18 protein-coding genes and 1 tRNA gene are annotated in these 18,579 nt (G+C 42.1%); 15 read left to right on the top strand and 4 right to left on the bottom strand.

From position 1 onward, the window contains the following. Position 1: 1 nt before the first annotated feature. Complete coding sequence (locus DMB45_RS01245) at positions 2-670, bottom strand: YggS family pyridoxal phosphate-dependent enzyme (protein ID WP_041503856.1); 669 nt, start codon at positions 668-670, stop codon at positions 2-4. Positions 671-830: 160 nt separating this feature from the next. Between DMB45_RS01245 and truA the strand changes: the two genes are divergently transcribed. From truA to DMB45_RS01220, 5 genes are all read left to right on the top strand, one after another. Further along, complete coding sequence (gene truA / locus DMB45_RS01240; RefSeq protein ID WP_041503857.1) at positions 831-1,580, top strand: tRNA pseudouridine(38-40) synthase TruA; 750 nt, start codon at positions 831-833, stop codon at positions 1,578-1,580. A 10-nt stretch (positions 1,581-1,590) separates the two neighbouring features. Beyond that, complete coding sequence (locus tag DMB45_RS01235; RefSeq protein ID WP_110688377.1) at positions 1,591-2,787, top strand: Lnb N-terminal periplasmic domain-containing protein; 1,197 nt, start codon at positions 1,591-1,593, stop codon at positions 2,785-2,787. A 54-nt stretch (positions 2,788-2,841) separates the two neighbouring features. After that, a tRNA-Phe gene (locus tag DMB45_RS01230) sits at positions 2,842-2,914 on the top strand. A gap of 493 nt (positions 2,915-3,407) precedes the next feature. Beyond that, positions 3,408-3,662 (top strand): hypothetical protein, encoded by a 255-nt coding sequence (locus DMB45_RS14830; RefSeq protein ID WP_237143267.1) that lies wholly within the window; start codon positions 3,408-3,410, stop codon positions 3,660-3,662. A 101-nt stretch (positions 3,663-3,763) separates the two neighbouring features. Further along, entirely contained in the window at positions 3,764-4,972 is a 1,209-nt protein-coding gene (locus tag DMB45_RS01220) for an ATP-binding protein (protein ID WP_059026023.1), read from the top strand. Positions 4,973-5,412: 440 nt separating this feature from the next. Here DMB45_RS01220 and DMB45_RS01210 read toward each other — a convergent pair whose 3' ends face one another. Together DMB45_RS01210 and DMB45_RS01205 are read right to left on the bottom strand one after the other, a co-directional pair. After that, on the bottom strand, positions 5,413-5,763 hold the full coding sequence (locus tag DMB45_RS01210) for a DUF3795 domain-containing protein (RefSeq protein ID WP_110688425.1): 351 nt from the start codon (positions 5,761-5,763) through the stop codon (positions 5,413-5,415). Positions 5,764-5,781: 18 nt separating this feature from the next. Further along, positions 5,782-6,189 (bottom strand): pyridoxamine 5'-phosphate oxidase family protein, encoded by a 408-nt coding sequence (locus tag DMB45_RS01205; RefSeq protein WP_110688376.1) that lies wholly within the window; start codon positions 6,187-6,189, stop codon positions 5,782-5,784. Between the two features lie 283 nt (positions 6,190-6,472). On the opposite strand from DMB45_RS01205, the gene DMB45_RS01200 reads away from it, so the two are divergent. Continuing rightward, positions 6,473-7,270: a LuxR C-terminal-related transcriptional regulator gene (locus DMB45_RS01200; protein ID WP_110688375.1), complete on the top strand. Its 798-nt coding sequence runs from the start codon at positions 6,473-6,475 to the stop codon at positions 7,268-7,270. Positions 7,271-7,300: 30 nt separating this feature from the next. On the opposite strand, the gene DMB45_RS01195 is transcribed toward DMB45_RS01200, so the two are convergent. Continuing rightward, on the bottom strand, positions 7,301-7,885 hold the full coding sequence (locus DMB45_RS01195) for a hypothetical protein (protein ID WP_041503859.1): 585 nt from the start codon (positions 7,883-7,885) through the stop codon (positions 7,301-7,303). Between the two features lie 135 nt (positions 7,886-8,020). Between DMB45_RS01195 and DMB45_RS01190 the strand changes: the two genes are divergently transcribed. From DMB45_RS01190 to DMB45_RS01145, 9 genes are all read left to right on the top strand, one after another. Beyond that, entirely contained in the window at positions 8,021-10,096 is a 2,076-nt protein-coding gene (locus DMB45_RS01190) for a HelD family protein (protein WP_110688374.1), read from the top strand. Between the two features lie 116 nt (positions 10,097-10,212). Beyond that, on the top strand, positions 10,213-10,413 hold the full coding sequence (locus DMB45_RS01185; protein WP_041503861.1) for a helix-turn-helix domain-containing protein: 201 nt from the start codon (positions 10,213-10,215) through the stop codon (positions 10,411-10,413). A gap of 2 nt (positions 10,414-10,415) precedes the next feature. Next, entirely contained in the window at positions 10,416-10,745 is a 330-nt protein-coding gene (locus DMB45_RS01180; RefSeq protein ID WP_041503862.1) for a HipA N-terminal domain-containing protein, read from the top strand. A gap of 2 nt (positions 10,746-10,747) precedes the next feature. Then, complete coding sequence (locus DMB45_RS01175; RefSeq protein ID WP_041503863.1) at positions 10,748-11,755, top strand: HipA domain-containing protein; 1,008 nt, start codon at positions 10,748-10,750, stop codon at positions 11,753-11,755. A gap of 213 nt (positions 11,756-11,968) precedes the next feature. Continuing rightward, on the top strand, positions 11,969-14,890 hold the full coding sequence (locus DMB45_RS01165) for a hybrid sensor histidine kinase/response regulator transcription factor (RefSeq protein WP_181416476.1): 2,922 nt from the start codon (positions 11,969-11,971) through the stop codon (positions 14,888-14,890). 242 nt (positions 14,891-15,132) lie between these two features. Next, positions 15,133-15,351 carry a hypothetical protein gene (locus DMB45_RS01160; RefSeq protein WP_110688373.1) on the top strand — a complete coding sequence of 73 codons (219 nt, stop codon included), beginning with the start codon at positions 15,133-15,135 and terminating at the stop codon, positions 15,349-15,351. Between the two features lie 148 nt (positions 15,352-15,499). Continuing rightward, positions 15,500-16,783, top strand: coding sequence for a hypothetical protein (locus tag DMB45_RS01155; RefSeq protein ID WP_041503866.1), 1,284 nt, complete (start codon positions 15,500-15,502; stop codon positions 16,781-16,783). A 12-nt stretch (positions 16,784-16,795) separates the two neighbouring features. Next, on the top strand, positions 16,796-17,278 hold the full coding sequence (locus DMB45_RS01150) for a hypothetical protein (RefSeq protein ID WP_041504968.1): 483 nt from the start codon (positions 16,796-16,798) through the stop codon (positions 17,276-17,278). Between the two features lie 6 nt (positions 17,279-17,284). Continuing rightward, complete coding sequence (locus DMB45_RS01145; protein WP_110688372.1) at positions 17,285-18,562, top strand: OmpA family protein; 1,278 nt, start codon at positions 17,285-17,287, stop codon at positions 18,560-18,562. Positions 18,563-18,579 lie beyond the last annotated feature (17 nt).

The raw sequence follows: 18,579 nt of genomic DNA, 5'->3' as shown, positions 1-18,579 counted from the left end.
TTCAATTCCGATACCCGAAAATGGAACTCCCTACTCTGACCATGGTACTACCCTCTTCCACGGCAATCGGATAGTCCCCGGACATTCCCATGGACAACTCTTTAAATGCCGGATCATGGGAGAAATAGTTTTGTTTCAAATCATCGAAAATCGTTTTCAAATGATGAAACTCTTTCCGAATCTGTTTCCTGTCCTCCGTGAAAGTAGCCATTCCCATCACACCCACGATATGTATATTCTTCATCCGGCCATAGTTTTCACTCTCCAACAACTCTTTAGCCTCCGCCTCATCCAAACCGAATTTAGTCTCCTCTTCCGCGATGTGGAACTGCAATAAACAGGGAATCACCCGTCCGTTCTTCTCTCCCTCCTTATTGATCGTATCCAGTAACCTTAAACTCTCCACTCCATGAATCATGGCAACGAAAGGAGCCACGTACTTCACCTTATTGGTCTGCAAATGACCGATCAAATGCCACTCTATATCTTTGGGAAGCGCCTCGTACTTCTCGACTAACTCCTGCACCCGGTTTTCTCCGAATACTCTTTGTCCTACCTTATAAGCCTCTTCGATCGCTTCTACCGGTTTTGTTTTGGAAACCGCAATCAATTTCACCCGCGAAGGTAAATTATTCAATACCTGCTTCAAATGCTCACTAATATCGCTCATCTCATTTCAATTATACATTCCAAACGAACTATGAATTCACAAATATAGCGTAAAAAGATCATAATTTGTTATCGACTATCGACAAAATATAAAAGGCATTCGGATTATTTCAGGGATTTGTACTACTTTTGAAACACAAATCCAAAAACAGGAGCTGAGTATGTGCAGGTATTTTATTGAATTAGCTTACAACGGGAGAGAGTACAACGGCTGGCAAATACAACCGAACGCCCCTTCTGTCCAGGAAGATCTAAACCGGGCCCTCTCTCTCCTTCTCGGACAAGAGGTTAACGTTACTGGAGCCGGAAGAACGGATACCGGAGTACATGCCTCTTTTTTCGTGGCTCACTTCGACAGTCGTACCCCGATCGAAGAGGTATCGGTTCTTACCGATAAATTGAACCGTTTTCTAAATAAAAACATTGCCATCAAACGAATTTATCCGGTAAAAGAGGAGGCTCATGCCCGCTTCTCCGCCCTCTCCCGTACTTACAAATATTATATCGACAAGGCAAAAGATCCATTTACCTATCCGTTCACGTTTCGCATTCGTCCTTTACCGGATATAGACCGCATGAACGAAGCTTGCCGGATACTGTTCGAATACGATGATTTTACCAGTTTTTCGAAACTCCATACGGACGTGAAGACCAATAATTGCCGAATCATGGAAGCTCATTGGAAAGAAGAGAACGGTCAATTGGTATTTACCATAAAAGCCGACCGCTTTCTTCGCAACATGGTACGTGCCATTGTCGGTACTTTATTGCAAGTAGGACAACATAAAATTACACCGGAACAATTTCGCCGGATCATCGAATCCCGGAACAGGGGAAATGCCGGAACATCCGTTCCGGGAAACGCTCTTTTCCTTTGTGGCATCGAGTACCCCGATCTTTTAAAACGCTAAACAAGACTTTATGAAAAATATCCTGACACTCTATCGGACCTTATGGTTGATCCTATGTTTTTCCTTTCCGGCCACAGCTTCAGAAGAGAAAATCACGCTCTCCGAAAAGGCTACCATCAGCATATTGACCTGTGCTCCGGGAAATGAACTCTACTCCCTGTTCGGACATACGGGTATACGGGTAACAGATCCAACCAACCGGATCGACGTCGTGTTCAACTACGGGACATTCGACTTCGATACCCAGGGTTTCTATCTGAAATTCGCCCGGGGATTACTTCCCTATCAACTTTCCATCAGCAACTATTACGGACCTTACGGTTTCCTTAGTGCATACGACAAACAGAAAAGAAGCATCTATTCTCAAACCCTTAACCTCGATTCCATACAGAAACAAGAGTTGATGAATCTTCTGTTAGAAAATTACGAGCCGCAAAACCGCTCTTACCTGTATAATTTCCTGTATGACAATTGCTCTACCCGGGTCCGGGATATCATTGAAAAAAGTTTGGACAACGAGATCACGTGGAAAACACTGGAACAGGACAAAAGTTTCTGGAATCTTTTGGACGAATACCTGCAACGTTCGCCCTGGACCCAATGGGGAATCCATACCATCCTCGGTTCCCCGGCCAATGCCGACGCCACGAACCGGGAGCAGATGTTTTTGCCCGACTACCTGATGTATGCCCTCGACTCGGCATATTATCCCGACGGGACCCGTTTGGCCCAGCCGATAGAAATCCTTTACCAGGCACCGGAACAGGATCATGCGACCCCTTGGTTTCTATCTCCTTTCTTCGTCTTTTTCATCGGCATGGGAGTATTGATTTTCATCTACCAAAAAGCCAAAAGAACTCGCCTCCTCGGAAGCTTGTCCGTACTCTTTTTCGCGGTAACCGGATTAATCGGATGCCTGATCGTTTTTTTAGGCTTTTTCACGAAACATCCTACCACATTCCCGAACTTCAATATCCTATGGGCGAACCCTCTCAACCTGATTGCAGCCTTTTTTATTGCCCGGAAACACACTCCCCCGTTAATTGGCAACTACCTATTGATTTACTTAGGGTTCCTTATCATCGGACTGATCAGCTGGTTCTTTCTGACTCCGGCTGTTTTACCTTCGACACTGTTTATCATTATCTGGATGATCTATTTGACAATCTACACCCGCTATCTTAGACCCAGAATGAAATTTTCTTAAAACACCCTTGCAAATTCAAATAAAACCTCTATATTTGCACCCGCAATGAAAGCTGGTGCCATAGCTCAGTCGGTAGAGCAAAGGACTGAAAATCCTTGTGTCCCCGGTTCGATTCCTGGTGGCACCACGCAAAAGAGAGTCACGAAAGTGATTCTCTTTTTTATTATAGATTGACGATTTTAACTATAGAGCAACTTTCCCTTACGAACATAGTAATTCAACCGTTCGTTTAGTTTCTTAAAATCGCTCTCCCCGATAAGCATTTTAGTTAACAAAAACAAGAAGTAATTCTGATTCGGCATGCTTTAATATCTATCAGGTATATGCACGGCAACCCGATTTTGACCGGAATAATCTTTCCCGTTGGGTAAAGAAAGGGTATCATCCGATTGAGACAGGGATACTTTATCTTTTTTGAATATAAGAGCAAGCCAGATTATTTCCTATATTTCGTCAACAGAATTTATCAACCATCCTATATTAGCCTGCATACGGCATTGGCATTTTACGAAGTGATACCGGAAGTAGTAGTACAAATTGTTAGTATATCATCGTTGAAAACCGCATCATTTAGCAATTGCATTGGAGAATATTCTTATCATAGTGTCAAAGAAAACCTAATGTTTGGTTACGAGTTTAAGCCAATGGCAGACAACCGCACCATCCAGTTTGCCACATCCGAAAAGGCATTACTTGATTTGCTGTATTTTTATCCGTTCTATAACAGCGAACAAGAATTGGAAGAATTGCGTTTGGATGAATATTATCTGAATAACAATTTGAACAAAGATTTGCTGATGGATTATTGCGATAAATTCCAAAGTAGAGCTCTTTTTCATAGGGTAAAACTGCTTCTTAAAACTTACCAACTTTAAGAGAATACTACTTCTTTCATTTTAAATAAAAGATTTCTTTCATTATATCGAAAGATTTCGTATCTTTACAGTGAAAGATTATTCATATTATAGTTAAGAATATGATACGGCAGGAAGAAATAGCTTTAGTTATAGATGCACAGCGGGAAACTTTTTTGAAACGAGATTCCGGTTTCACCCGTGATGCGCTCTCTGAAATACCCGTTGCAGATTCGTTTGCCACGATAATAACCGGAATACGCCGATGCGGAAAAAGTACCTTGCTTCTGCAACTGCTTCGCCGGGATTATCAGGATGCTATATACCTCAATTTCGATGATATACGTCTATCCGGTTTTGAAACCGGAGACCTTGTACGCCTTCACCGGGAAATAGAAAAACGTGGAATAAAAGTACTCTTTTTTGATGAAATACAAACTGTCAAAGGATGGGAAACGTATATCAATCAGCTTTTGCGCGAAGGATACAAGGTATTTATAACAGGTTCCAACGCTTCTATGCTTAGTGTAGAATTAGGAACACATTTAACAGGCAGGCATTTGACTATGGAACTGTTTCCTTTTTCTTATTCGGAATTTATCCGGTTTAAAATATTAAATAGCGGAGAGAACTCCGTAATGGATTATCTGAAAAACGGAGGAATACCCGAATATCTTAAAACCGGAGCATCTATTATTCTGAATGCATTAGTGGACGATATATTAATGCGGGATATAGCTGTCAGGAATAATATCCGTGATGTAATCTCATTGAGGCAATTAACAGCATACCTGATAACGAATATAGGGAATCTCGTTTCTGCAAACAAGCTCGTTGGAATGTTTGATATCAAATCACCGGCTACTTTTCTGGAATATTTTTCATTCCTGAAAGATGCTTATCTATTTGAATTTATCCCCATATTCAGTCATTCATTGAAGGTACAGGCACGTAATCCCAAAAAGATATATGTTATGGACTTGGGAATCTATACGGAAAACGCTATATCGATAAGCGACAATATGGGAAGACGTTTAGAGAATCTCGTATTTTTGCATTTACGCCGGAAATACAAGCATATCTTTTATTACAAAGACCGTGGCGAATGTGATTTCATCACAATGGAAAAGGGTACGGTAAAAGAAGCCATACAGGTATGCCTGACCATAGACGATGAGAATTTTGAAAGAGAATACAACGGTTTGCTTGTAGCCATGCAGAATCTCGGCATAAAAGAAGGAAGTATCGTAACCCTCAACCAAAGTGATACATTTGAGAAGTACGGCATGACAATCAGAATGATACCTGCTCATATGTTTTTTCAAGAATGAGGGTTAGTCAGATACAATTAAAATATATTTGTCGCAAATTTGCAAAAGCAATTGCGCACATGGCAACTCTATTTTGACTGGAATAGCCTTCATTATGCTAAGAAAGGATTACAGAAAACAGTCGATTTGAAGAAGAAGCAAAAAGACTTCGAACACTTACTTTTCAATAAAACAAATAGCGAGAAGATTTTGCGATTTGGGGAATTTGTAGGTTCGTTTACAGAATAATTCGATTCGAAACGTACATTTCGGAATAAAGGAAAGGCGAATTAAAATACCAACATATAACGAATAAAAGAATCTCAATATCTTAATAGTGACACCACTTTTTAAAAATATGCCATAAAAAGATAATTATCCTATTCTTTTACAATATGTTGTGTCATCTGAAACCAGATAAAGAAGTAACCCACTGGATAATTTCAACGAGTTCTCAGGTTTCAGGCAGTCGTCGAAGACAGGAGATTTTCTTTTGCAGCGGGGTTATGCCGGAAAACAGCTCCGACTATCCGGCAATGTTCCAATTCCTTACAGTCGCCGCAAGTTCCGAATCCTTTTTCAGATACACATTTGCGGATTTCACAATAATCGCTGCAATAGGCAAATTTCACCCCGACGGATCGGCATCCCGTACAGTTGATCGTCGCAGCCGTAATCTCCGGGGCATTATTCATTACGCTCCATTTCCGAGCCGTCCTTTCTCTCAACTCATTGTCATTCCTGACCGTGGCGATACGGGCCTCGCAACTTTCGCAATCCAACCCGCAACAGGCTATCAGTCGTTTCGTCATCATCAAAATACAACACATTCAAATCTTCCGATGTACAAACTTGCCATCTATCCAAAACGTAGCGTGATGCCCGGTAAATTTCAACAGAACATAATTCGGGTCCGTTACTCCTCCCGTGAAATGCTCTATAAACCAACCTTGCCAAAATTTCTCCAAAGAGACCTTATCGGTAATAATTTCGACTATCCCTGTCAGGACGACACTGTTCCCGTTTTCGGAAAAACATAAACCGGCTTTCGAATTTCCGGCAAAATCTCGTGTCTTCAATGAATCTTTCCCGGTAGCCATCCACACCTCCGCATATCCTTCCGAATGGATTTTGCTCATGGGAACGGGACGAGGGAATCCCCCATTATTTACGGATGCAACAACAACCGTTTCGCATCGCTTCAACATTTCTGCCGCCTGTTCTTTCAATGTTTTCATTTCAATTGTCTTATTCGTTTGAAAAATAAATTAACCACATACTCTATCATTCCATTGTATAAAAACGACTTTATGAAGAAACGCAGCTTAAAGTAACATCCTCGGGACAAAATATAATCTTCGTATGTAAGAAACTTATGCCGAATACAATTATCTTCGCCTTTAGAAATCGTTTACAAGATACAAATTTGCATTGAATGGCGCAAACCTGCAAAAACGTTATTCGATTATCAATACTAAACTTATTCTTATACTTTTGTTTTTATAAAAGCAGCCGTCGGAAATGAGTACAAAAAAATATGATTTCAGCCATACGAGATCAATCGATACGACCAGAGAAGAGTTATGGGCAAAACAACATTTATCAGCCTCGGATATCGATTACAGCATTTGGGAAAAGGATAAAAATATTCTCCGCCAAATGTCAAAATTTAACCGAAACTGTACCTTTGTCGTCGATGTATTCAAATGCAGATATGCTTTTGCGTCCTCTAATTTTGTCGATATGTTAGGGTACGACAGTCATAAGATCACAACCATTGAGAGACAAGGGGACTACCTGGAATCACGTATCCATCCCGACGATTTGACACGGTTAAAAACGTTACAGGTCCTATTGGGGAAATTTATTTACAGTTTGCCCATCGAACAAAGAAACAACTATTGTAACATATACGGGTTTCGGGTACGTAATGCGAAACAAAAATACATACGGGTGGTCAGCAAACATCAGGTTTTGGAACAAGACCGTAACGGAAAAGCCTGGCTTATCGTAGGTTGTATGGACATCGATCCCGATCAGAAAAAATTCGATCAGGTAGACTGCACCGTATTCGATCTTAAAAACGGAGAGATGTTTTCTCCCTCCGCTTTATCGACACCCTCCGTACATTTGACCCAAAGGGAAACGGAAATATTACGACTGATCCAAAAAGGATCGCAAAGCAAAGAGATCGCAAATAAACTCCATATCAGCATCCACACGGTGCATATCCACCGCCAAAACTTACTCCGGAAACTGGGAGTACAACACTCTATTGAGGCTATTAACGCGGGTATCGAATTAGGCTTACTTCATTAATAATGGAATACACGATACCGGATTACTTATTTATGGCAGCCATTCCACGACGCCCGTGACAGGATGTGACTTTCTCCATCGCTCAAATTCGGCATAATTTTCCACCCCATATTGTAGAACAGCCTGATAATACTCCACTCCCATAATCTTTTCCGTTTCAGGCGTTTCGTATTTCAATTGCAAGATCGTCCGCCTGGCCCGATCGGTCAACACGGCGGAAACACGTTCGGCAACTCGTTCGAAATAACCGTCATACCGGGAGCCTTTCTGGATATGGATCATATCGATCTGCCAAAGTTCACCCTCGGCATCCCGATACCAGGCATGCCACTCCACACAAGATTCTACGGTATGCAACAGGTTGACACACTCTATTCTTTGAATAGAGATATTTTCTGCCAATTGTGACATGGCTTTAAAACTGTCTGACAAAACCAATGGCGAAGAATAGATGTGAAAATCGATATCCCGGTGCTTCATCAGCAATCCCATTCTCAAAGAACCTACCAAATTGACTCGCGCACCGATACTCTCCCATATCGGAATAACACGAGTGGCTTCTACGATTTCCCAAGCCTTCTGCTGATTTTGTTTTGCAATATCGAGGAGATCCATCTTTCTTTATTCGAACGAGTGACAAAAATAGAAAAAAGAGCCAAAATATAGCTATAAATAACTATTTAATACCCGATCGGACCGAACTAACTTTGTCTCCCTTTCAAAACATTTCAATACAATAGTAAAAACTTTATGGTATTCAATAAAACAGAAGAACAGGAAAAAAAGTATTTACAACAGATCATAGGCCTTATAGCGGCCATGATAAATAATACGGACAGATCGGTTAAAGAACAGGTTGATACGTTACAGGAATACAAGGAGTACCTGTGGTCCAATAAAGATATCGATCCACACGAGATTCGTTCCATGAGAGAAAGTATTCTAAATCATTTTGCTTTGGGAGAAAGCATTATTGACAAACGCAAACGATTGGCTAAAATGCTGGATATCCCTTATTTCGGACGAATAGACTTTACAGAAAATAAGGACGGTAATAGAATTACCCCCATTTACATCGGAATACACACATTCTACGATCCCGATAAAAAAATGAACTTAATCTACGATTGGAGAGCTCCTATTGCAAGCCTATTTTACGATCACGAGTTAGGAAAAGCCGTTTATTCCTCTCCTGCCGGTAAAGTAAGCGGAGATATCTCACTAAAACGTCAATACCGTGTACGAAACGGCAGGATGGAATATATGATCGAAAGTTTCCTGACTGTTCATGATGATATTTTACAACGAGAACTAAGTGCCAATGCCGACGACAAAATGAAGCATATCGTTACGACCATCCAGCGGGAGCAAAACCGGATTATCCGCAACAACGAGGCAGATGTACTTATCATTCAGGGAGTCGCCGGATCGGGTAAAACATCTATTGCATTGCATCGTATCGCTTATTTGCTTTACACCCTGAAAGGAAACATCTCGTCCAAAGAGATACTGATCATCTCGCCAAACAAGGTTTTTGCCGATTACATCTCCAACGTACTACCCGAACTCGGAGAAGAGAACGTACCTGAAATCGGCATGGAACAGATCCTTTCCGGCGTGCTGGATAACAAATACAAATACCAAAATTACTTTGAACAGATAACAGAACTACTCGAGGGGGCAGATCAGGATTTTATCGAACGGATACGCTACAAAGCCTCGTTCGATTTTATCGCGCAACTCGATCGGTTTATTCTTTACCTGGAAAATCGCTATTTTCAAGCAAAAGAGGTCAAGCTAACCGAACAGATCACGGTTCCTGCCGAATTTATCGAAGAACAATTCAAACGTTTCAACCGTTCCCCCATACGCCAGCGTTTCGAAGCCATGACCGATTATATAATAGAAAGAATGTACCTCCAATACAACTTCAAAATTGCCGCCGCCGAGAAAAACCGATTAAAAAAGGAGATAAAGAAGATGTTTGCCGGAAACAACGACCTCCAAGTTTATAAGGACTTTTTCAAATGGATCGGGAAGCCGGAAATGTTAAAGGCAGGTAAAAACCGCCAATTAGAATATACGGATTTAGCTCCTTTGGCCTATTTGCACATCGCCTTGTCCGGAAATACCCCTCGGTACAGGGTCAAACATCTTTTAATCGATGAAATGCAAGATTATACCCCGATACAATACAGGGTCATCCAAAAGCTCTACCCCTGCCGGAAAACTATTCTGGGAGATGCGAATCAATCCGTCAATCCTTACGGTTCGTCCACTGCCGACACGATCATGAAGGCATTTGCGAAAGGAGAAGTCATGAAACTCTGCAAAAGCTACCGATCAACTTTTGAAATCACGAATTTTGCCCAGAAAATTCAAACGAATGGAGAATTACAGCCCGTCGAACGACACGGAAAACAACCTGATGTCCTTCAATTTCAAAACATGGAAGATCAAATTTCCGGCATAATCGATTTGATCTCCTCTTTTAGAATATCCGGGTATAAATCACTCGGTATTATCTGTAAAACGGAATTACAGGCAAAAGAGATGATGGAAAACCTCCAGACCCATACCGGTGATATTTACTTTCTATCCAATCAAAGTTCAGCTTTCTTGAAAGGTATAATCGTTACTTCGGCTCATATGGCGAAAGGACTGGAATTCGACGAGGTCATCGTTCCTCAGGCGGACCGTGTGAATTATCACTCGGAAATAGAAAGAAATATGCTTTACGTGGCCGTAACGAGAGCGATGCACAAATTATCACTGACTTATTGTGGTAAACAGAGTGAACTCATTCCCTTATCCCCGAAGCTATAATACCTGCATATAACCATAATCCCAATGACAAGCAAAATACGCAATATATTACGTATTTTGCTTGTTTTAAAATAAAATCTTTGTATCTTCGCATAAAATACGCAATATATTGCACTATGGAGATATTCAAAATTTTACGAAACAGAAGGACCCTGTTGAAAGTTACTCAACAAGATTTGGCAGATATCACGGGTATTAGTCCCCGTACCATTGTTAACATCGAACAAGGTAAGGGTAACCCGTCATTTGCAACATTACAAAAAATAGCTGCCGCATTAGGATTAGAGATAACTGCTGTCGTTAAAAAAATCATTTAATCATGAGAAGAGCACAAATATTCGTCAATAACATTTTAGCCGGTATCTTGACAGAACAAGACGACTATACCTATCTTTTTAAGTACGATCACGATTATCTACTCAATCCTTTATCCACGGCAATTAGTTTGACCTTGCCTAAAACAGAGGAAACATACCATAGCCGGTACCTGTTTTCATTTTTTTTCAACTTATTAGCAGAAGGTGCAAACAAGGCCATTCAGAATCGCCTGTTGAAAATAGATGAAAAAGACTATTTTACACGCCTGATAAAGACAGCCTACACCGACACGATCGGAGCCGTAACCATCAGGGAGATAAAGGAGCTATAACCATGAAAAAGGTTGTAATAAATAATTGCCCGGGAACGCTTGCTGAAGGTTACTCAACTTACAGCACTACTGCAATCAATCGGCTTTTCAACGGAAAGCGGGTCAGTCATTTCATGGACTTTGAATACGATAACGATACAACCGCCCCGCTTATTGCTCGTAACATCGGTCACTCTTCGCTTTCCGGAGCCCAAGAAAAGCTGAGTGCTATAGTAAAAAACGGACATGTCATACTTACGCCGGAAGGCGATCTGGGTACTTACATCCTCAAACCGGTTCCATCGGATAAAAGTCTCCGGTATCGTACCACGATGCCGGCTAACGAACATTTGACCATGCAAATAGCCCGGCAAGTATACAAGATCCCCACGGCCGAAAACGGGTTGATCTTTTTTGCAGACGGAGATCCCGCTTATATTACCAAACGTTTCGACATCACTCCCGACGGATTAAAAATCAAACAAGAAGATTTCTCCTCCATTCTCGACCGCACGGAAGAAAATTCCGGTAAAGCATTTAAGTATCAGGGCTCTTATGATGACATTGCTATAAAGATTCGCGAGCTACTTCCGGCTTGGCAAATAGAGATGGGCTTTTTTTTTCAGTTAATCGTATTCAACTATCTCTTTTCCAACGGCGATGCGCATTTAAAAAATTTCTCCGTGCAACAGACCGTGGACGGGGATTACATACTCACCCCCGCTTACGATTTACTAAATACACGACTGCATATCGACGACACCGATTTCGCCTTAAGCGATGGGTTACTCCCGCGAACCGAGTGGAGCGATATCTATACTCGAACCGGACATCCTTGCATAAAGGATTTCCGCTTTTTCGGCACAAAAATCGGACTGACCGAAAAACAAATCGATAAGATTATTACCCTTTTCACCAATCATAAAGACGAAGTAATACAATTGACTGAACGCTCGTTTCTTGACGACCGGCTTAAACGGATGTACCTGCGCAGCTACGAAGAACGCCTAACCCGATTCCTCCGAGAATAAAAAATATTAATAGGCACCACCCTTTTTCCCGATATGAAAAGAGTACCGTAACTCACATCCAATATTTCTTATCACCCGAATAAATATCATGAATAAACAAAAAACAACATCTCCTTTTATGTTTATAATATAAGATCTTTTATTACAACTTTTACCTGTTTTTACTCTATTATTCACAGAAAAAGTTATCTTTGCAAGAAGATGTGAAAGGATATGCATAATCATTTACTACTGGAACAAGTCTTTACTTCAACGATAAACACGGATAATAAAAGAGTATACATTGCCGGCTATCCGACCGTAAACTTTTTTAAACTATTCAATAAAATAAGATCATACGGCCTGCTTCTCCTTTCATTAACGTTAGTAGCATGTAACCCCTCAAGAGACCATGTCTACACGACAAAAGAGCGGCGGGCTGTCGATAGTACCGTACGGGCAAACCGCTCCTTGGATTCGTTGGAAAGCCTGTTGCAACATTTTTCCGCAGCCAACGATAAAATAGGTATTATTTATACCTGCAAAGAACTCGGCAAACGCTACCGGGAAACAAGCCGTTTCACGGAAGCCATAGAACAACACCGGAAAGGGTTAAACACCGCCGTCGAACTTCACGATACATTGGAAACCATACAGGCACTGAATAATATAGGTACCAATTTCCGCCGTCTCGGGATTCTCGACGAAGCATCCTCTTACCATTATCAGGCTTTAGCCTATTGTGAGCAATACAGCGATAAAAAAAGCTACACGGCTAGAAAAAATCGGGTGGTCTCCCTGAACGGTATAGGAAACGTGCATTTGACATTAAATAACAAAGATGAGGCAGATACGGTCTTTAGAGCAGCTCTTGCCGGGGAGCGGGAATTAAACAGTCCTTTGGGACAAGCTATCAACTACGCCAATTTGGGCGCTATATTCGAATCCCGCAACCTGATCGATTCGGCATGGATGTATTACCGTCATTCATTGGAATTTAACCGTCAGGCAAAATCCAACTTAGGCATTTCATTATGTCATACTCATTTCGGAAGACTTTACGAACAAGCAAAGAAATGGGACAAAGCGCTAGAAGAATACCGAGTAGCCTACGACCTGATGGAGAAAAGCAGCGATCGTTGGCATTGGTTGGAATCCTGTCTTGCATTGGGAAGGGTCAATATATCCAAAGGTGATCTTCCGGCAGCACGGCAATACCTTAAACAAGCAAAACACACGGCAGAAGAGATTCACTCGTTGGAGCATTTGGCATCGGTATATAATTTATACTACCTCTGGTACGAAAAACAAGGTGATTGTCGAAAAGCGTTAGATTACCATTTACAAAGTATCGTATACGCAGATAGTGTAAGTAATACCAAAAACATCAACCATATGCAGAACGTTCGAGTGAAGTACGAACGGGAGAAAAGCCAACGGGAGATGGATCTGGTACGACAAAACTACGAAACCCAACAGCGACTTAAAAATATCGTTATCATTGCCTGCTTATCCGTCTTATTATTAGCTATTGCCGTAATGGTATTTTTATGGTATGCCCTGAAAATGCGTTCCCGCAATCAACGGATGATGCAACAGATGGAAAAGGTACGTACCCATTTTTTTACCCATATCACCCATGAATTCCGAACTCCACTTACCGTTATTCTTGGTTTGGGCAAACAAATACAATCGGGTAAATTGGAAAAAGGAGAAAGTCTCGAATCTTTAGGAGCGATGATTGTAAGACAAGGGGATAATCTATTGGGATTAATCAATCAACTGTTAGACATTTCAAAAATAAAGTCTGCAGTAGGTAAACCGGATTGGTGCACGGGAGACGTGATTGTTTACCTGCGTATGATGGTAGAGAGTTATCAAGCTCTTGCCCGTCAAAAACGCATCGAACTCTGTTTCGTGCCTGCCGAAACAAGTGTTATCATGGACTTCGCTCCCGATTACCTGCGAAAGATCGTACGCAATCTCATCTCCAACGCATTGAAGTTCACTCCCGAAAACGGGAAAATATTCATTACCTCCAAACAAAAAGAAAAACATCTCCTGATCCGTATCATGGATACGGGAAGGGGTATAGCCAAAGAGGACCTACCTCATATCTTTGAAGCTTTTTATCAGGGCGAAAACAGTCAAACGGGTGTCGGAACAGGCATAGGGCTATCGCTGGTTTACCAGATCATCGAGAGTATCGGGGGAGAGATAAAAGTCCAAAGCGCACCGGGCAAAGGTTCCGTATTTACCGTAACGCTACCGATACAACACGATAGTGAAGAGCCATTGGAAGAATGGACGCCGGATTTCCGGATAGAATCCATAACCGCGGAGGTGCTGCCGGAAGAGATGAGCTTACCCGATAAGGAACAAATGAATGATACTCGTCCTGTTATATTGATCGTGGAAGATAATACCGACGTATCCTATTATATCGGCTCTCAACTAAAAGCCCGTTATCGTATACAATATGCCCGTAACGGAGACGAAGGCCTGGAAAAAGTCATGGAGCTAATGCCCGACCTGATCATTACCGATTTAATGATGCCGGGCATGGACGGTTATAAGCTATGCCGACAAATACGAACATCGGAAATATCGAACCATATCCCCATCATCATTATTTCAGCCAAGTGCGAAGAGCGTAATCGTATAGAAGGATTTCAAGCCGGAGCCGATGCTTACTTATATAAACCTTTCAATTCGTCCGAATTGAACGTAAGAGTTGAAAAGTTACTCGAACAACGTCGCCTGATACGTGAAAAATACTCTCTCGCCCTAATTCAAGGAACCGAACAAACAATCAAACTGGTACCGGCCGAGCAAGAGTTTTTGAATAAACTAATCAATATCATCTATGTACAAATGAATACAGGCGAACTCGATGGAGAGACCATTTCAGGTAAGATGTTTATGAGTCGTTCCCAACTGAACCGCAAAATTCTTTCCATCACAGGCTGCAGTACGGCAGCCTATATTCTTCAAATTCGAATGGGAAAAGCCAAACGTCTGTTAGCCTCGGATGAAGACACGCCTATCGGGGAGATTGCCGTTAAATGCGGCTTTGCAGACGTGGCACATTTTTCGCGTTTGTTTAAACAAATGTGCCAAATGACACCGTCACAATACCGGAAAAGAGGAAAATAAAAAACAATTCCGGATTTAGAGATTCAAAGATTCAGTGATTAGGTAATTAGATTTCTATTAACATTTGACTGAATATACTATTTATTATCAGCCATTTATCGTTTCACTATGACACATATCGTCAAATCGTACATTTGGCAATGATACATATGGTCAAAAAGTTGACTAAAATATCCAAACAGGCAATTCTTTTATCTCCTTATTTTGTTTACAGTTAAGTTACCTATTCAAAAACGTCAAGCATGAACGAAGAAAAATCCGATAAACCCAAACTGACTTACGAGGAGGTACAACAAATCATTGACGACCAGCTCAGCAGTATCGAAACGGCAGAGAAAATAAAAAAAATACAAGAAACCAAATGTTTGTCAGCGAGTTCGGTTAAAAGATCCCTGTCGAGAAAAAAACCGAAAAACAGATTCAGGACTTACCTCCGAAAACTGTTTAAGCGCAAATCGTGAAACACTTCAATTACTAACCTATTAAAATAAACTCCTATGAATCAACTTGCCGACAATGTAAAAAATCTTATCTCCTCCAAAAAGCGAGCGGGAAATGATCGGAGACACTCTCGGTTTACCATTGTATCACTTTTAAATTATAGAAGTCATGAAAAAAACAATACCTATTGTCGTCATACTGACTCTTCTCTCCTATCCCGGAACATTAGCCCACGGACAAGGACTTCTTAAGAAAATCAAGCAGAAAGCAGAGAAAGTACTTAAGCAGCAGGAAGAGAAACAGAAAAAACAACAGACGGACACGACCGACGAAAGTCTGTTCTATGTTGACGAATTCGAAAACGAAGAAGAACCCGTCCTGGGGCCCAATTCGCCGGATGCCCCTAAACTCCTTTCATTCACCATCGGTAAAGAAAAAGGTAAATTCGATCATGAAAAGGGAACGATCGAAATAACGGTAGAACGGGACATAGATTTCAATCAGATTGTGCCCTATATGACGGCCACCGAAGGTGCTTCGATATCCCCGAAATCAGGTCAGACTCTTAATTTCAGAAAAGGCGGTTATATTACGGTAAGGGATAAAGAGGGGCGTAAACGCGTTTACGAACTTACGCTCAACATCCGGGGAATGGAAAAAAAGGACCTTCGTACCGGGGTAAAGCAGGGTACCCTGCAAATGCGTAATACGATCCAAGGTTTTCCGGAAATGAAATGTACCTACTATTTTGATCATTACGGGAAGCTGTTCGCCATGATGACCACAATGGGTACAGGGGCAATCTACGATTACGATAAAGGAAGAATCACCCTGCTCTCTGCTGTCCCCACGGTCGAAAAGGTCAAACGAGATGTCGAAAGAGTAGCGAACCTTCAAACCATCGAGCTCAAGGAACCGACCATGAAGGAGCTGGAAAACGCGATGAAAAACGGACTGAAAGAGGTGGAGTTCGTCTACGACATATATGAAATTCCCCATTTAGAGGATAAACTGGAATGTCCCTTGATCAGCAATTACGAAAAAATGCCGCCCGCATTCCTTTCGCTAATGAACGCCCGCAAACTACCCAATACCACGATTGCCGGAAAATCCTGTTTTACCCTGGAGTTTGCAGAGCCGGAAAGCGGAATAAGCATGTTATATTATTGTTGGAATAATATTCATTTCGGGGGAGGAATACGGGGGCTGGCATGGACCCAGGTAGAAAACTTCAGCGAAAGCGTACCCGACGGCATTTTCTTACCCCCGAAAAACTATCGTCCCCGGGCGGAATATCAGGCGGAAATTAATGTCGTAGTCGAAGCAGCCGGAAAAAAACTGCAACAACACGTGCAACCGTTTATGGAAACTCCCGAAGTCCAGGCCCTAAAGACTTTCCTCGAGGCAGAAACGCGAGCGCAAGGTGTCAAAAATGAAATTACTAACCCCTAAATCCATACCGACATGAAACAGATTTTATATACCCTACTCTGCTCGATCATGATCGTCGGAACAATATCCTGCGGTAACAGCAACAAAAAGAAACCGGCATCCGGCGATTTGAGCAGCAAACAGAAAAAAGAGCTCCGTCAACTCGCCAAAAAAATCAAAGTCAAACTGGAAGAAAAAAAGAATCGGATTATCAAAACGATAAATACTCCCTACGGGGATAATTCTACCGTGTACACGTTTGACGGCGATAAGTGCATCGGCTACAAAGAGACGATCGCTTTTACAGACGCGGAAACAGCGAAAAAAACACACGACGGCCTCAAAGAGGTCAACGATCTGTCGCACACCATGAAAAATCTCTCCGTCAACGGCAAGATTTTGAGTTACGAATACTCGCAGGAGACAATCGACGGGATGTATGAAGGGATGACCCGGGCCCAGGTATTGGAGCAAATCAAAAAAGAGATCAAACAGTCCGAAGAATTTTTTAAATAAAAAGTCATGAAAAAGATACTATGTATAATGACCGTCTTGCTCCTTGCCATAGGAACAACGGATGCCTACTCGCAAGGCTGGTTAGAGGAATTAGGTAAAAAAGCCAAAAAGAGAGCCAAGGAAAAAGTGGAAGAAAAAATCAATAAAAAAGTAGACGACACCGTTGACAAAGCTCTCGAATCGGCCGAAGAGGCGATGAAGAAAAAAGAGAAGCAACAAAAAGACTCGATACAAAAAAAAGAGACCGGCAAGACGCCTCTCCCCAAAAACGCCGAGATGGCTTATGCCAAATCGGATTTCGTAAGAGGAGATGTCATCATCTTCGAAGATCTGATGGACGATGAGCAATTGGGAGAATTCCCCTCGATGTGGGACCTGAAGGAAGGGAGTGCCGAAGTGGCCTCGATCAACGGGAAAAAAGCGATTTTCCGTAGCGACAAAGAAAACGGAAGTTATACCATAGCTCCTCTGATGAAGGATGCGAATAATTACCTACCGGAGAAATACACCATCGAGATGGATTTGTGGATGAGCGTGGCAGACAAGAGTGGGGAAAGAGATTACTCTAATCAGTATTCCTACGAGTTGTTTTTTTACGGAGAAGACGGTAATGGCACCGTGGCTACATTGAAGATTAATAATTTCAACGATCCCACCATAGAGTGGCACTATACTTCCACTTCCGGTGCTTATACTTCCGGTGATGCCACGTTGTCCGTAGCTGCCGACGGCTGGCACCACCTGGCCATTTCGTTCAACAAACGGGCTTTCAAAGTCTATCTCGACGGTATTCGCCTGGCCAACATTCCCAATATGACACAAGCCTCGAGTTTTGCGATAGAAGACCCAAATATCAACTCTATCAGTTGGGCCAGCGCGATCACCAATGTCCGCATCGCCGAGGGAGCGGTTCCCCTCTACGACCGGATGATGAGCGACGGGAAATTCATCACCTACGGCATCACCTTCGACGTGGGCAAAGCGACCATCAAACCCGAATCCATGGGCGAGATCAGCCGCATCGTGCAGTTGATGACCGAGAATCCCGACCTGAAATTCTCCGTCGAGGGACATACCGATAACACGGGTAATGCCACCTCGAACCAGACGCTCAGCGAGGCCCGTTCGAAAGCCATTGTCGACAAATTAGTGGAAATGGGTATCGCCGCCGACCGTCTTACCCCGATCGGCAAAGGGCAGACTTCCCCTATTGCCGATAACGCCACCGATGAAGGACGAGCCCGAAACCGAAGGGTAGAGTTCATCAAAAAAGAAGATATATAAGGTATACTAACTTGCAT

The organism is Sanguibacteroides justesenii (assembly GCF_003204205.1).
Taxonomy (GTDB): Bacteria; Bacteroidota; Bacteroidia; order Bacteroidales; family Marinifilaceae; genus Gabonibacter; species Gabonibacter massiliensis.
Note: the sequence above shows the minus strand (reverse complement) of the source record. Positions and strands in the feature narration are given on the sequence as shown.